Genomic DNA, 16,742 nt, shown 5'->3' with positions numbered 1-16,742 from the left:
TATATTTAATATGTTTCGAAGGACTAATATGCATCTTTAATTTTTAATAGCAATAGCATAACCTCGGGATGGATCAGAGTCAAGATAAGTCACTGTATAGCTACCAAGTGAATTAATATATCTAACTGCATCACATACACCAGGGAATGCAGATTCAGTAACATCATCAAAAAACACAATATCACCTGATATTTGGCGCTTGCTTACAAAGTCAAACTCAACAAGAATGCTGTCAAAGTCATGCTGAGCATCTAGGAATGCAAAATTAATTCTGTTAAGTGATAAAGAATTAAGAACATCGTTTGTCCATCCAGTAAGATAGATAATTGAATTACACAAATCTCTCCATTGAGCTAAGAGCTGATACCTAGACATAGGGCCATATTTATCAGCGATACAATTCCAGTAAATGGGTGAATTATGTGCTATACAATCAATTGAGAGAATTCGCCCATTAGTATTTTGATCTTTAAGCGCTTTAGCCATGCATACCGATGAAAAACCTCTAGCTGTACCAGTTTCAAGAATTGTTATATCCTGAGAGGAGTAACATGAAATATAATGAGAAAGTAAAGTGTATAAATATCTACCATGAGAACAATTAAGGGCTGATTTCTTTATAACGACGTTGGTTTGTAGAACTAAGGGGTAAAACCAATCCAATGGAATATTATACTGATATTTTTTTTCAAATTCAAGAAGCTGTGGGCTTTCATTTTTCGAAATAAGCTCATTGTAAAGAAGTAGATACTCATCAGCAGTAGCCATAGGCTTTGTCCCAAAAGGATTTTTGGGAAGCTTCTTAACAAACTTATGATTAAACATTTGAGATTGTAGGGAATGAAACTTAGGAAAGCTGAGGAGATGTTAATGAAGAATAGGAAATTTCTTTAACACCTGTTGAATCGACAGAAAAGATTTTATCGCAATTGGATAATGTACCATAACGATGAGACACCATAATAATTGTCATTTTTTTATTAAAATTAATGATGTTGCGGATAATTCTCGATTCTGTGTCTGGGTCTAAAGCGCTGGTTGCCTCATCGAGGACAAGCACCGATGGATTTTGATACAGGGCACGGGCAATACCAATACGCTGCTTTTGTCCCCCGCTGAGCTTCGCACCAGATTGACCAACCATTGAGGAGTATTGGTCAGGTAGGGACATAATAAAGTCATCTATGCATGCTGCTGTGGCACATTCACGCAAATTCTGCAAACATATACTTGAGTCTTCTTCTAATGAAATATTAGAAGATAAAGTGCTATCAAAAATGAAAATATTTTGGGATACGTGAGAAATATTTTTCATCCATCGAGAGGAGACATTGAAATTGGGATCGTTAGGAATAGAAATAAGTTCAGAGTCAATGTAAATGGAACCAGAGGTAGGTATCAGCAAACCCATCAAGATGTTGATTAGAGTACTTTTGCCTTGACCTGATTTTCCTACGAAACCAACGATTTCGCCTTTCTGAATAAATAAACTAATATTAGATATGGTTGTCTTTTGTGAATTGGGATAAGCAAAAGAGACATTGCTCAATGTAATACTTTTATTAAAGGGTAGTGCTTTAATCTGTGATTGCACTAAAAATTTGGGTTCAGCGTCAGAAAGTCGCGTTAAAACATTAAAAGCTGGTGTTGAAGAAGCCTTAATATTTGACCAATTACCGTAAATTTGCTGAAGTGAAGGTAACATTCTCTGAAGACCGAGGGCTAATACAGCAATCTTTGATAGAACATTAGTGGAAACAAGAAGGTATGAGGTAAAAGCGACAATTATGAGAACCGTGAGAGATATCCCTTCCAGTAGAAACCTGGGAAAAGAAGTAAGAAATAATTTTTGAGCTTGAAGATTTTTTTTATGCTGATTTAAAACATCAAACTTCTTAGAATACATAACTTGAGAGCTATTGATAATAATATCAGATAGCGCGCCATATGATTCCTGAATATGCTTATAGATGTCAGTAGTTAATTGAGAAGCAATAGAACCATTGCTCAATAAAATTTCTTTAACTCTTGAACCAATGAGGATATAACAAATGATAAGAATAATAAGAACAGAAGAGGATAGAAAAGGTTCGGTAAAAAATAATGCAGCCAGAATGCCAATAGCAGAGGTAAAAGATGTAATAATGAGAATGTAGGCACGAACAACCGAAGTTACACTCGCTACATGTTGGACAATTGTGGTTGTAATATTACTACTACTAGTTAATGTGGATTCTAAATATGTCATTGTAAGGAATCCATCGAATAAACGTTTGGACAGCCAGGAATCAACTTGAGAAGCTACAAAAGCACCAAAGTGCAAATTGTACAATTTTGCAGAAGTGGTAAATACAATAGAAAAGATAAAAATTATACAAGAAAATAATAATATATTATTATCGGTCAGGCTAACACTTAATTGAGATAATATACTAATTATAAGGGGTGATTTCTCATTGCTTGTCGAAGTAAGAACCTGTAAAAAAGGATAAATTGAGCCTAAAAGTAAAAATTCCGAAATGCCTACTAGAATAGTTAAAAATAGTTGAAATAATAAAAGCTTTTGGATACGATAAGGGATATGCAACCATAAAGTTTTTAAGATGATAAATGAAACGGGCATTTTCAGTAAAAGTGACTAGTATAAAAGAAAAGAAAGAAGTACTAGATTGGAATCACAATAAAAATGAGAGTTTTTATGGATAACTATGAAATTTTTTCTGTAGTTTTGTAGGATACTTATAGCTTTCTAAGACTTTGATTATTTTGTCTGCACTTCCACCAGATCCATTGGGATTAACGGTAGTATTAAGGGATTGCTTGAAAGCATGAGAATTTAAATGATTAATAGCGTTTTGGATTGAAATACAGTTGGGATCACAGTTAATGACGCTACTAGCCATAAGCCTGCCCTTTTGTCGATCACCAATATTAATAGTAGCAGTTTTAAATGTCGGTGCTTCTAGCAAGCCACTAGAAGAATTTCCAATAACGGCATCAACATACTTTAGCGTAGATAAATATTTTATTTGACCAAGAGAAGTATATGATGATGCATATTCATGGTCGCTACAGAAGTTATTTATAAGGTTCATCAAGGGACGGCTGCCCGTATCCGAATTCGGCATTGTAAAAATAATTCCAGTATTTACTAAATTAGAAAGGGCTCTAAGTAACTCAGTAATCTGCTCAGTTCCAGAGTAAGTATCAAGCGTTACTGGATGGAAGGTAACAAGGTAATTAGTATCTTGAAATTTAAATTCAAGTTCTGACTCTAATGAGGACTTGTCCAAAAGCGATAGCTTTTTGATATTATCAATTCCCAATCCACCAACTAAGTGGACATTCTCAGGATCTTCACCAAGTTGCAGAACTCTTTCCTGATATTCTCTAGCCGCGACAAAATGTAGGTGAGACATTTTAGTGATACTGTGTCGTATTGACTCATCAAAAGCACCCTCAGTTGTCTCGCCACCATGACAATGAGCAACTGGAATTTTAGAAATAAGTGCTGCCGTTGCTGCAGCAAAAATTTCAAAACGATCGCCAAGCAACAAGACAATATCAGGATTCAATTCTTTAAAAGCATCTGCAAAACCAATAATTCCTAATCCAATTGATTTGGTAATCCCGACACTTGAATCAGAGCTCAAAAGCATTTCAACTTTAAGATCAATATTATAACCATCATTCTCAATCTCCTTAAAAGTAAGACCAAATTCATGAGATAGATGCATTCCAGTCGCAACAATCTGCAGTTGAAGCATGGAGGACTTACTGATTCCGTCAATAACCCATCTAAGCAAGCCGTAGTCAGCCCGTGTACCTGTAACTACACAGATTTTCCGCATAATCAGAGCCAATAGATTAAATCATCAGGCATATAGTCTCTAGTAGAAGACTTGCCAAGTAAAGAATCCCAATAAATTGGGGAGATGCCAGACCCAGGACGTTTGGTTGTAAGGTTGGAAGAAGTAAAACGATCGCCAACTTTTATAGGAGTGGCAGCGACAATAGATTTACGAGCAATGATAAGGTTCTTAGTCTCGCTGGAAGTGGGTCTCTTAATACCGTCGCCTAGGCTAGAGACTACCGAGCGAATTCCATCAACCATAGCCGCGAATTCTGATGGCTCTAAGCTGGCTTTATGGTCGGGCCCAGGTAGGCTACGATTTAAAGTAAGATGTTTTTCTATGACGGTAGCACCAAGCGCGACTGCAGCTATTGGTACGGATATACCAGTGGTGTGGTCTGAATAACCAACGGATGTACCAAAAGCTTTAGCAATAGCTGGTATCGAATTTAAGTTAACTTCATCAAATGGTGCTGGGTATTCCGTCGTACAATGTAAGACAGTTATGTTAGAACGAGAAGTTCCGGCATTTTCGAGGATATTTATAGCAGTCTCTATGTCTCCAAGGGTACACATACCGGTAGAGAGAAGAACAGGCATATTAAACGAGCCAATAGATCTTAAATACGGTAGATTCGTGATTTCACCAGAAGGAATCTTCCAAAAAACTGGATGTGTTTTCCTAAGAAAATCAATGCTTAATAAGTCAAAAGCAGTTGACAGAAATACTATGCCCTTGCTCTGGCAATAATCTATAAGACTATAGTGGTCATCTTCACTTAGCTCAAGACTTTTCAACATATTAAGTTGAGACTCAAGCGGGTCAGTATTAGTTTGTTGATAAGTGGCTTTAGATGCATAATTAGTAACCAATGAAGAAGCTTTAAATGTTTGGAACTTTACAACATCTGCGCCAGCAGAAGATGCTGCATCAATCAACTCCTTGGCCATTTTTACGCTGCCATTATGATTAACACCTGCTTCAGCAATAATTAGAACCATCAGGAAAACCTCATGCCGGCGGCAAGTTTAAAGTCACACTGCCATTGTAGCAGCCTTAAGTAAGAATCTGAGGTTTTTACTATGAAGGTATTATCATCTTTTGCGAGAATAGCTCCTGGAATACATTTATAAATAGGAGCGGTATCGATAAGCTCTACTTTGGCTATTTTGATGCAATTACTACCAACAAATGTCTGGGCGTTTGGACCAGGAGTTGAAAGAGCTCTAACAAAATTGAAAATTGATCTAGAAGGTTGATTCCAATCGATTATTTCGTCACCAACAACACGCTGGCTAAAATAGGACCCATGAGGGTGTATTGTTTTCTGGGGAATTCTATCTGCACGGCAATTGCAAATATCTAAGATAGCACCATAGAGGAGAGGAGGGCATTCCTTATAGGCTACTTTTAAAAGAGAAGAATAGTCGTCATTGTCACATATTGGGAATGACTTTTGTGAAATAATATCACCAGTGTCAACCCCTGAATCGACATAATGTACAGTTATGCCAAATGATTTTTCATCATTAATTAATGCCCAGTTAAGTATATTTCTGCCTCTGTAATAAGGAAGCATGCCGGCATGACAGTTTATGGTTCCAAAACGAGGCAAAGAGTATGTCTTCGGCCGTAAAATCTGGTTGAAAGACATTGAAACAAAAATATCACAATTAATATCACTCAATAATGAAGTAAATGCAGGAGAGTTAACGTTTTCGTGCGTTAAAAAAGGAATGTTGAGGAAATTGGCTTTCTCTCTTAAAACTGGGTCTGGCGCATCATATCGTGCACATATAAACTCAACAGCTAAGGATGGATCACTAGTAATTAAATCGAGTGAGCCATGTGACCAAGGGCCATCTGCAAAATAACCAATTTTGAATGGTGTCATAGTTTTTTTTTTACAAGAAACAATTATTGGCCCAACAGATATGGGCTGCTAGGTAAACTAATAAGACGTAAAACCTGGTCTTTTGCGTTTGAAAGGCTTCCTGATGGACAATTCCTATACATTGGGAGGTCGCTGAGCAAGTTCCAACATGGACGCAAAAAAATCTTTTGGGAATGTGCTGAAGCAAGTAGTGCATTACGCAGGGCAAGTACCTCGGATAAGTCTTGCTCAATAAGCCGAAGAGATACTAACCAATAATTACTCACTGAACCAGTAGGCTCTTCAATTACTTGGCAATAACTAAATTTAGAAAATAGATTAGAATAAAATGAGTAAATTTTACGTTTAAGCTGAAGACGACTATGAAGTTTTTCCAGCTGAGCACAGCCTAATGCCGCATTAATATTAGGCATACGATCATTCCAACCAACACTGTCATGATAGAATTCCCAAGGATGAGATACTTTTGCAGTAGTGGATAGATGACGAGCCTGCTTAGCAATAAGATCATCGTTGGTAATTAATGCACCACCGCCACCAGTAGTAATGAGTTTATTGCCATTAAAACTCAAGATGCCCACAGATCCAGTAAGGCCACAATGTTTATCTTTAAACCAACTTCCAAGAGCCTCTGCAGCATCCTCAACAATAGGAAGGTTCCAATCTTGAGATACTCGCATTAGATCATCGAGATCTGCAGGATGCCCAAAAATATGTACAGGTACAATAGCTGCTATTCTTCGGCCTGATTCTTTATTATAGACTTTGTTTTCTCTTTTTATGGCTATATGGGAAAGTCTATCGGATAGCTTAACAGTATCAAGAGAAAGTGTACGGTTATTAATGTCAACAAAATGAGGGATAGCTCCTAGGTGAGAAATTGCATTGCAGGTCGCTACAAAACTAAGTGGTGGAACAATTACTTCATCATCAGAACGAACTCCGACCAAATGAAGAGCAAGTCGCAAGGCAACCGTTCCATTCGTAACAGCTATAACATGACGAGCTCCTGTAAATACTGACAATTGTTGCTCAAATTTATTCACCCACTGACCTGCAGAACTAACCCAACCTGTATTTATACATTCGGAGACATATTGAATTGCATTAGTATCCCTAAAATCCGGCTCATGAAGGTGAACTGGAAGCCTTATGCCTTCAGAGTCATAAGATGACTTTAAATGGGATAATACTGACTCTGCTTTTTGTAGATGATTCATACGGCATAAATACCAGGACGGTATTGTCGCAAGTTAGTAGGATCAGAAAACCAGTCAATGGTAATTGAAAGCCCTCGACGGAAGCCCTCTAACCCCGAATATGAAGGCTGCCAACCTGTGAGGGAACGAAGTAACGTATTATCTCCAAATAGACGATTAACTTCAGAGTCTTTTGGTCTCAAACGAGAAGTATCTTCAATAATTTCTACATCTGAACCCATAATATTGGCAATCATATTTACTGTCTCGCCTATAGAAACTTCAAATGAACTGGCAGAATTCAAGACCTGACCTAAAGAAGTATCACAAGAAGCTACTGAAAGAAAGGCATTACAAGTATCTTCTACAAAATTAAAATCTCGAGTTGGTGAAAGAGAACCTAGTCGTAACTGATGATTTCCTGACGCTATTTGAGTAATAATGGTTGGTATAACGGCTCGGGAGCTTTGCCGTGGACCATAAGTATTAAAGGGTCTAAGCACGGAAACCGGAGTTTCAAAACTACGCCAGTAACTCAAAGCTATCTGATCAGCACCTATTTTGCTAGCTGCATATGGTGATTGACCTACTTGGGGGTGCTTTTCGTCAATTGGGACATATTGAGCCGTTCCGTAAGTTTCCGAAGTTGAGGTATGCACAACTCTAGAAACATTTAATTCTCTTGCTGCTTGCAGAACATTTAACGTGCCATGAATATTAGTATCGACATAACTAGATGGGGCGATATAACTATATGGGATAGCAATCAGAGCGGCCAAGTGATAAACAACATCACAATTTTTCATAGCAGAACGTACGCATAATGGATCGCGAATATCACCTAAAACTACGTCTAAATTAGATTTAACTTCGTGCGGAAGAGAATCAAGCCACCCCCAAGAGCCATTTGAATTATAAAGACAAAATGCTCTAACATCGTATCCTTCACTAAGCAACTTCTCGGTTAAGTGACTACCAATAAAACCATCGGCTCCTGTAACAAGTACCTTAGTCATAAGAGAAAAACCGGTGGGTTACAGACCACTGCATGGGTAAGGTCAATTGTATACCATTTCTCAGAGAAATAGAGGAATTAGCGGGGATTTTTTCGCCGTAAATCTGAACCCCTGCACCTAAAGCACAGTTATCTTCTACAGAAGAATTACCTATTATTGTAGCATTAGCAAACAGGGCTATGCCGGCTCCAATCCTAGGGTAACGTAATTTTAGGTCTCCTCCGACAGTGACGCCTTGATAAATAACAAGATTCTCTCCATAGGCTGCTTGACCTAAGACACAACCAACTGGGTGCTCAAGATGAAATACATCTGGCAACTCACGCGTGTAAAAGCATTCAAAATTATTAATCCTCCTATTAAGCAGATAAGCAACTTCTGCCACTTCTATAATTCCGAGTCTCCATGCTTCATTAGATAGTATATATAGAAAACTAGTATATTCATCTGCATGGAGCAATACAGAAGTAGGATAATGTTTGATTTTTTTCTTGGAAAGACAATGATGGTATCTCTGTTGAGAATTAGTGAATAAAGGCCCAAAAGAATCAAGATTTAGATTCTTATTGCAAAAGAGCAATGCTTGATGAGCGAAACAATCCTTGATGCCTGTGAAAAGATCATGCATATTTATAAGGACCAACCATCATCTACTATAATATTTTGCCCATTAATTGCAGCAGAAGAACTAGACAACAAGAAGCAAATACACTCTGCTACTTGCTTGGAGGATAGCATGCCAATATTTGTACAACTTTCTCTGTAAGCTTGCAAGAATGATTCCGGCTGATTATCCAAAATGCCGCCTGGACTGACACAATTTACGCGAATATTCTGATTTGAATAGTATTTTGAAAGCCATCTAGTAATCGCAATAACACCTGCTTTGATGGCTGAGTATTCTATTGGAGACGACATATTAGTGCCATGATAGTGCTCAAATTTAGGGGCTGAAATACCCTGAATAGATGATATATGAATAAGGTTACCTGCGCTATTTTCCTGAAAATAATTCATCATTTTCTGCGAAAAAAGGATGGCTCCACCAAGTTGAGAGCAAAGGTCAGATGCTAGGTTTTTTGGAGTCAAATCCTCAAAAGATGTGCCCCAACCTGAAGAAGTAGGATAAGCAGAATGAACAGCTGATGTAATCAAAAAAGGAGACTCGTTAATTTTAAGGAACAATTGATTGAGCTGTTGTTCTGAAGTGAGATCACATACAATTGTACTTACTTTATTTTGCAGATCGGCTGGCATTTGGTTTACAAATGATTCAAGCCTTTCCTTTGAAATATCAACCAGTACTAAACTAGCGCCATACTCTAGACAAAGATTTGCGGCTGCAGATCCAATACGACCTGCAGCACCGGTAATAAGGACAGTTTGATCAGATAGATTCATAGTTCTGGGGTAGCCTAGTGAGTTTACTCAGAAGAAATTCTGCAAATTCAAAATCAAGAGGAGTATCAATATCTATAGCACGCTCAGCAGGTACTTCAACTCCATACACTTTACCATCCCACATTTTAGAAGAATTTAAAACAAAGTCTGGCCTCGCAACATAAGCAACTGTAGTCATGTCGTAGCAAACTTTACTCTGCTGCCTACAAGCGACATTACCTTCTCCGGACACTAAATCAACAAAACCTGTTTGAGATTGAGTTACCATATTAAACCAAGGGCTTCGCCTTGAAGGTGTCATAGTAATACATATGTCAACCCCATTATTCAAAGAATTAATGCATTTTTCAACATCTCGAATCGACCGAAGTGGTGAAGTTGTTGGAAGACTTAGAAAACTATCAAAGTCTCCATGAGAGTTTTGAACTTGCTTTATAGCATGTTGCCAAGATAGCCACTCAGGGGAAGTATCAGTCGCCAAGTCAGCAGGACGCATAATAATCTCTGCACCACTTGAAGAAGCAATATCGGCAATTTGCGGACAATCCGTAGATACAAAAGTATTCTTCACACACTTTAGGTCTTGTGCGAGTTGAATAGACCGAGTTATTAAAGGAACACCACCCAAAGGTAAAATATTTTTACCTGGCAAACCTTTGGATCCGCCACGAGCAAAAATAAATGCGTTTACAATTTTCATTAAAAGTTCAACTCGAAATTGATTTGGCTTGAGCAATAAGGCTAATTACTTTTAAGCCATCTTCAACAGTACACATAACACTTTCTTGTCCCTCGATGCATGCAAAAAAATGCTTAATTTGTTTAAAATACAAGTCATCAATGACTTCATGTGAGTGGAAAACTGTATCTAGTTGGCGTGAGTGTAAACTCACAAAATTTTGTGCCAAATTCCATGAAATTTCTCCTGATGTGCCTCGGACTGATAAAAAACGTTTTGGCGGGGTAGTGCAGAAATTTATACGTATAACAATAGATTGACATCTTGATGATCTCAATACCAGAACTGCGTTATCCTCTACATCTATCTCAAGGTTTCTAGACAGAGACAATAAACAACTTTCAAGCTGTAGATCACTAAACAACCTAAAAGCCAAATCTATTTCGTGACTCAACTCTAATAACACACCGCCCCCCAATCTTTTACAACTAGAAACAGATGTTTTGTAATCCTGGTTAGGTCTCCAATCCGGGAGCCAAGACCCGCAATATATATCCAACTCGACAGGATTGCCAATTAGATTGGAATTCAAAAGGTTAATTACCTTTGAAAGACATTTATCGTGGCGAAAGACATAACCAATTAATATAGGAAGATCTTGGGATATTGCGAGCAATTCGTTCCAAAGGTCAGTAGACTCAAATCCAGTACCAATAGGTTTCTCTATAAGAAGAGGAATTCCAGATCTTGCCAATCGAATTGCCGTCGCTAAGTGATAAGGAGCGGGTGATGCAATAATAGCCGCATTAGGTGACCATTTGATAGATTCATCTAGACTACTAAAAGTAATGTCCACAGAGTTAGACTCTTTGCTCTCAAGACCATAACCAGAACGTAACGCTCCGATCTTCATGAAAGGATAAAGTCGCTTAAGAACCCTGAAATGACGTTTTCCAATACTACCAAGTCCACATATAAGAATTTTTGAAATTTTGCAACCTTCCATATGAATTTAATTTAGATTCTTCCAAGTTTTATGTGCTTCTTCTAATGTCTCAGGGCGACCTACATCAATCCAATACTCGTGAATAGGATAAACAATAACACGCTCACTATTGGAGCGAGAAACTTGTAACAGTGTAGGCATATCAGTAAAGCAATCAGGACGAATACTAGTCAACAAAATAGGGTCAATAACATAAACTCCAGCATTTACCAAATGTGAGTAAACAGGCTTTTCTTCGAAATCAATTAAATCCAATCCATCAACTTGAACAACACCGAAAGGGATAGTGGTTTGATTTTGACGGACACATACAGTTGCCTGAGCATGGTGATGTGTATGAAAATCTAATAAATGCAAAAGATTTAAGCTTGTCAAAACATCGCCATTTAGAACCAATATTGGCTCTTTTACAGTTTTGGGCAACAATTTAAGTGAACCTGCTGTACCCAACGGCTCACTCTCTATAAGATAGTTAATAGAAACATCCCATGATTTACCATCGCCAAAATAATCAATAATCTGTTCTTTGAGATAATTTACAGAGAAGTAAAAATTTCTGAACCCTGAGGAAATACAATTTTCAAGCAGTATTTCAAGCATTGGCTTGCCATCTATTAACAGCATAGGCTTAGGACAATTTTCGGTAAATGGACGAAGACGAGTACCTTTACCTCCCGCCATAATCACCACAGGGTTGCTGACTACATTTGAAGTGTTGTATTGATCATCGAACAATAAATCAATAACTTCTCCAGAAGAATTAACAATGGGAATCTGCTTAATCTTCTTTTTTTTCATGATATCTAAGGCATGACTCTTGTCTTGATTGTGCACTAATGCATAAAAGTCGTGATTCATGATATTTTCTACAGGAGAAGTTAAAGATTCTCCGTGAAGCAATGCACGACGAATGTCACCGTCGGTCAGGGTTCCGATTAACTTATTGGCTTTATCAATTACAAGCGAAATATGGGCGGGTGTAGAGTCAATAACTCGCATTGCGTCGAGAATCTTCGCGTCAGCCGATAAAAGAAGATTCTTAAGATTGCTAGGACCAGAAAAGGAGTGATTCAAAATTTAGAGTGTCTTGAAGGTTGATTTTTAAAAAATCTGGTTAGTAAATATATCTGATAAAGAAGCGGATGCTGCAGATTCTTCGTTTAAAAGGGATGATTGCATTATTATAGTTATAGATTAAAATTGTTAATTAATTTTGTCGACAGGTATAGAGCCCTGAGCATTAAAAACCAGTCGAATGGTCTTCACCAAAATCAGCAAATCCAACCAAAGTGATGCATTTCTAAGATAGTAGAGATCATAACTGAGTTTATTGGCTGAATCTTTGACAGATGCTCCGTACGGATAGTTGACTTGAGCCCATCCACTTAGACCAGGTCTCATTTTATAACGTAATTTGTAAAATGGCAACTCGGCCTCAAGCTGAACATCAAATTCTGGACGTTCAGGTCGTGGTCCAATAAGACTCATAGTTCCATTTAAAACACATAAAAGCTGTGGAAGTTCATCAATTCTAAATTTTCTTAGAAAATATCCAATCTTGGTGACACGAGGGTCAGTTTTCATTCCCCATTGAGGTCCATTTTTCTCAGAATCACGGTACATAGTACGCAATTTCCAAACCCTGTAAGACTTACCAGACAACCCGCTACGTATTTGAGAATAAAAGATTGGATTACCATCCTCCAAGAAAATTAAAAAACATGAAAAGAATATTAATGGGAAAGATGAAATAAGTAATAGAAGTGAAATTATAACATCTCCTAACCGTTTAATGCGAGTCTGTAAATTACTTTGAGGCATGGAGAATTCACCACGTAATAATTCAACTTCTGTTAAAAGATCAGGAGGAAAACGTTGAAGGATAAGTTTACACCAAGAGTATTTGGTGATTATGGTAATTCCTGTTTGTTGAAAGTGAAGAAGCTTATCAAGCTGCGATTTATTATAGTCGGTATAGTTATCAACAACAATTTGCAAGGAACTACATATGTTTAAATTATCTATTTCGGCAAAGTACAACTTTGCAGGAACTCGAGACCACTGAAGGTAATTCTGAAGCTTATGAAAATTGTTTTGCGACCCTATGAATGTCCATAAATTATTCTTCTTCGAATTTCTTCTTATCCAGTCGTCAAAAAGTACTTGGGAGCTAGAACTAATAATGCAAAACAAGATGCCACTTTGCAGTAAAAATATATTTACACTTTCAACGCTGTTAGTAAGTTTGAAAAAATTATAATAAACGATTATGCAACAAGTACTTAAAAGTGCAACAAAGAGGGTTTTGAATAATTGTTGACTAATATTTAATAAAGTGGATATCTGAGGAGGATGATGTGACCTAGGATAACGTCCTATAACATAACTAACAATTAACCAATAGATTAAAAAAAAAGCGATTGAAAAATTTAGATCAGGCCAACGCTCAAAGCTTAAGCGAAATGAAAAGGTATAACTAGCAATAAAGATTACAGAATCAAGTAATGTTGCGGCAATTAATCGTTTTCTAGAAAGAATCCACGGTATTCTGAATTGCATATAGTGGTTATTACCGTTGAAAAAGATAAATAAACATCTTATTTGCTTATGGTGAAACCTAAAATAATCTCATTTCAACATATAGCATGATTGACACCTTTGTTGCCCCGAATCGGACAGTACGAGCCGTGTCCACTGATCAGGCTGTAATGGTAGTCCAGAAATAAGATGTTAGGGTTAAGTGTTCAAAGCTTGGTTAACTTTAAATTCCTCTTATTCTTCCAAATTTTATCCATCATTCTTTTCCCTCTAGCAAGTAATGCTAATGAGATTGATTATCAAAAAGAGACAACTGAACATAAAAGTATTTCTCAAAAGAGTCTCCACAGTAATTATTATATCTTAGGTCCGGGAGATTCGGTATTTATAGAATTAATCAATATACCAGAATTTTCTGGTGTTTATTCGATTGGTCCAGATGGTACTTTATATTTGCCAAGGCTCCGATCATTATATGTTGAGGGATTGACAGTTGAAGAACTAAGGTATTTTCTTTTCTCCCAATATGCATCCTTTATTAAGGATCCAGATATTTTTGTAAGTCCTGCCGCGTATCGGCCTGTTAGGGTTTACGTAGGTGGTGAAGTGGCTCGTCCTGGATACTATTATCTAAGTACAACCAATACAGTCATATCCGAAGATTATGCATCCAGGCGCGATGCTCTTAACCTTAATTCAAACATCAAAATGCAATCCGAAATTGTTCAACAATTTAATAATCTATCAAATAATGGTCAACAAAATCCATCTTCCAATAGATTACCTAGATTGTTTGATGCATTGCAAGTAGCTGGCGGAGTCACTCCATTTTCAAATCTTGAAGAGGTCACCGTAACACGTAAGCGCCCATTGAGTGAAGGCGGTGGATCAATGAGAGCAAAAGTAAATTTTTTATCGTTAATAACCAATGGTGATGAATCTGGAAATCTTAGACTAGTAGACGGAGATACAGTATTCGTCACAAGGTCCACTACTGAACTTAGAGATCAAATTATCAAAGCAAGTCAAACGAATTTAAGTCCTAGTTTTATTCAAGTTTATATTACAGGTAGAGTACGTGACCCCGGTATGAAGATTTTGCCACAAGGAGCTTCGTTAGATCAAGCATTAGCTGCAGCAGGAGGACAAAAGCTATTGCGTGGACAAGTTGAGTTTGTTCGGTTCAATCGTAATGGAAGCACAGATAAACGGAATTTTTTCAGTGATGGTAGTAATTCGGCCGGATCATTTACTAACCCAATATTGATGAGTGGAGATGTCATTAGAGTTAATCAATCTCCTTTATCCGCAACTCTAGACGTACTTAATGAGGTCACTGGTCCGGCGGTTGGCGTTTACTCAATTTACAATCTTTTTAGGTAGATTAAGAATGAAAATGACCTCCTCCTCAGATAAAAAAATAGAATCGTTAGATATTCTCACAGGCGAGATTGATCTGATTGAACTAAAAAATGCTTGTCTTCGCCGTTTACATTGGATTATTGGTGGGGGCATTGCAGGTCTTTGCTTAGGATTGATCCAAGTTGCACGTACAAGTCCAGTTTATCAAGCAGAATTTGAGATAGTCCTGAGTGCGAACAAGGCAGGAGGTGAGTCAATATTATCTCAAAATCAAGCACTGGCAGCTATAGCGGGCTTAAGCGGTGTAAGTGGGAATGATTCGATAGCAACAGAGCTCCAAATTTTGAGAAGTCCTTCTGTATTAAGACCAGTCTATAATCTAGTAATTGCAAATAAAACAAAGACTAATACTGATGATCTGACATTTCAAAGCTGGGTTAATTCATCAGTTTCTGCCGAGCAATTACAGGGCACCTCAGTTTTAAAAGTTGCATACAGGGATTCTGATAAAAGTTTAGTATTACCAATATCTAAAATGCTTTCAAAAACATATCAAGACTATTCCAATAGAGGACGAAGGCGTGAACTGGAAAATGTAATTTCTTACTTAGAAGAACAAATTATAGATATTAAGTTAAAGTCAGAAGCTAGTACAAAGGAGGCTCTTGATTATGGATATGCTAATGCACTTGGATTACTCGATGGACTGCCCCTAGCTGGTACTGTTTCTGGTGGTGCGTCAGGCAGTAGACCTGGAGAGGCTGTCTCTGGAACAGGTGGTGGCATAGAAGCCGCTAGAACCGCAGCTATACAAAAAATTAGAGCACTTAAATTACAAATCAAACGAGCTCAAGATGCTGGAAGAGGTTCTTTGTACTTTGCCTCCCAAATTTCAGCACTTACCGATAAGTCATCAACTTTTGATCAACTTACTTCACTAGAAACAAAACTCGCAGAATATCGCTCTCGTTTTACTGATACTGACCCACTGATATTAAAGCTTGAGAGAGAAAGAATGGCCCTTATTGGCTATATTAACACGCAAACAATCTCACTTCTTAAAGGAGAGCTTGATTTAGCAGTTGCAAATCTGTCTGCCCTTGATCGTCCCAAAGATGTAGTCAATGCTCACAGGCAATTAACTCAAAAGGCATTGCGGGATGAGGCTACTCTGGTTTCTTTGCAAAACCAACTTAATCAATTCCGATTAGAACAGGCTCGAAAGGCATCCCCCTGGGAATTAATATCTTCCCCAACAATGCTTGAAAATCCTGTTAGTCCTCGGAAATACCGAATAATTGGATCTGGATTACTTATAGGTATTTTTCTAGGCGCTTTCATTGCTCTAACCATAGATAAGCGAAGTGGGCTAATTTTTAGTATAAGAGAATTAAAAGCGGTACTTCCTGGCGTTCTTCTTAACCGCCTTCCATACCCTGATCAAACGATTCAAAAATCATGGATTGAACCAATAAAACTTATCGCGCAAGGTCCCTTATTGGCACACAATTCAATTGCCCTTATTACTTTAGGGAAGATTGATGATGCTATAGTGAAAAATTTTTCCAGTCATCTTCAAACTTATCTTGGCGCGAATAAAACTATCATATTAAATCAAAACCTTTTAGAAACACGTGCATGTAGCACTCAAGTGATAATAACTGCACTGGGAGCCGCGAAAAGAGATGATATTTATAGACTTAGAGAAGAGCTGATTCTGCAAGGTGGTGACGTCACTGGTTGGGTATTGTTAGATACAAATCTAGTTTCAACATTAAATATTTAGCGATTTT

15 protein-coding genes are annotated in these 16,742 nt (G+C 37.5%); 2 read left to right on the top strand and 13 right to left on the bottom strand.

What is annotated here, in order from left to right; all coding sequences use genetic code 11:
- Positions 1-36: 36 nt before the first annotated feature.
- From RS9916_RS13945 to RS9916_RS11735, 13 genes are all read right to left on the bottom strand, one after another.
- Positions 37-825 (bottom strand): class I SAM-dependent methyltransferase, encoded by a 789-nt coding sequence (locus tag RS9916_RS13945; protein WP_071961576.1) that lies wholly within the window; start codon positions 823-825, stop codon positions 37-39.
- Between the two features lie 22 nt (positions 826-847).
- Positions 848-2,623 (bottom strand): ABC transporter ATP-binding protein, encoded by a 1,776-nt coding sequence (locus RS9916_RS13940; RefSeq protein ID WP_083773062.1) that lies wholly within the window; start codon positions 2,621-2,623, stop codon positions 848-850.
- A 73-nt stretch (positions 2,624-2,696) separates the two neighbouring features.
- On the bottom strand, positions 2,697-3,851 hold the full coding sequence (gene neuC, locus RS9916_RS13935; RefSeq protein WP_232199631.1) for a UDP-N-acetylglucosamine 2-epimerase: 1,155 nt from the start codon (positions 3,849-3,851) through the stop codon (positions 2,697-2,699).
- Positions 3,852-3,853: 2 nt separating this feature from the next.
- Positions 3,854-4,855: an N-acetylneuraminate synthase gene (gene neuB, locus RS9916_RS13595; protein WP_007099646.1), complete on the bottom strand. Its 1,002-nt coding sequence runs from the start codon at positions 4,853-4,855 to the stop codon at positions 3,854-3,856.
- Positions 4,855-5,748, bottom strand: coding sequence for a methionyl-tRNA formyltransferase (locus RS9916_RS13590; RefSeq protein WP_071961574.1), 894 nt, complete (start codon positions 5,746-5,748; stop codon positions 4,855-4,857). Before RS9916_RS13590 ends, neuB begins: the two co-directional genes overlap by 1 nt.
- 23 nt (positions 5,749-5,771) lie before the next feature.
- Complete coding sequence (locus RS9916_RS11740) at positions 5,772-6,968, bottom strand: LegC family aminotransferase (protein WP_007099644.1); 1,197 nt, start codon at positions 6,966-6,968, stop codon at positions 5,772-5,774.
- The gene (locus RS9916_RS13585) at positions 6,965-7,963 is read right to left on the bottom strand and encodes an NAD-dependent 4,6-dehydratase LegB (RefSeq protein ID WP_007099643.1); all 999 of its coding nucleotides are present in this window, start codon (positions 7,961-7,963) and stop codon (positions 6,965-6,967) included. Before RS9916_RS13585 ends, RS9916_RS11740 begins: the two co-directional genes overlap by 4 nt.
- On the bottom strand, positions 7,956-8,591 hold the full coding sequence (locus tag RS9916_RS14575) for a hypothetical protein (protein ID WP_156777538.1): 636 nt from the start codon (positions 8,589-8,591) through the stop codon (positions 7,956-7,958). The genes RS9916_RS13585 and RS9916_RS14575 overlap by 8 nt, the downstream gene beginning before the upstream one ends.
- Positions 8,592-8,593: 2 nt before the next feature.
- Complete coding sequence (locus tag RS9916_RS13580) at positions 8,594-9,364, bottom strand: oxidoreductase (protein ID WP_007099641.1); 771 nt, start codon at positions 9,362-9,364, stop codon at positions 8,594-8,596.
- Positions 9,351-10,064 (bottom strand): acylneuraminate cytidylyltransferase family protein, encoded by a 714-nt coding sequence (locus RS9916_RS13575; protein ID WP_050752271.1) that lies wholly within the window; start codon positions 10,062-10,064, stop codon positions 9,351-9,353. Before RS9916_RS13575 ends, RS9916_RS13580 begins: the two co-directional genes overlap by 14 nt.
- A gap of 7 nt (positions 10,065-10,071) precedes the next feature.
- Positions 10,072-11,049 (bottom strand): Gfo/Idh/MocA family protein, encoded by a 978-nt coding sequence (locus RS9916_RS13930; RefSeq protein ID WP_071961573.1) that lies wholly within the window; start codon positions 11,047-11,049, stop codon positions 10,072-10,074.
- Positions 11,050-11,055: 6 nt separating this feature from the next.
- Positions 11,056-12,123 (bottom strand): nucleotidyltransferase family protein, encoded by a 1,068-nt coding sequence (locus RS9916_RS13570; RefSeq protein ID WP_007099639.1) that lies wholly within the window; start codon positions 12,121-12,123, stop codon positions 11,056-11,058.
- Between the two features lie 129 nt (positions 12,124-12,252).
- A complete protein-coding gene (locus tag RS9916_RS11735) occupies positions 12,253-13,608 on the bottom strand; it encodes an exopolysaccharide biosynthesis polyprenyl glycosylphosphotransferase (protein WP_071961572.1) in 1,356 nt (451 codons plus the stop codon).
- A 168-nt stretch (positions 13,609-13,776) separates the two neighbouring features.
- Here RS9916_RS11735 and RS9916_RS11730 point away from each other — a divergent pair, with 168 nt between their 5' ends.
- A complete protein-coding gene (locus tag RS9916_RS11730) occupies positions 13,777-14,970 on the top strand; it encodes an SLBB domain-containing protein (protein WP_083773061.1) in 1,194 nt (397 codons plus the stop codon).
- Between the two features lie 13 nt (positions 14,971-14,983).
- Positions 14,984-16,735, top strand: a complete 1,752-nt coding sequence (locus RS9916_RS11725; protein ID WP_232199581.1) for a Wzz/FepE/Etk N-terminal domain-containing protein — start codon at positions 14,984-14,986, stop codon at positions 16,733-16,735.
- Positions 16,736-16,742 lie beyond the last annotated feature (7 nt).

Source organism: Synechococcus sp. RS9916 (genome assembly GCF_000153825.1).
Lineage (GTDB): Bacteria > Cyanobacteriota > Cyanobacteriia > PCC-6307 > Cyanobiaceae > Synechococcus_C.
The sequence above is the reverse complement of the archived record's forward strand: the minus strand, read 5'-3'. Positions and strand labels throughout refer to the sequence as shown.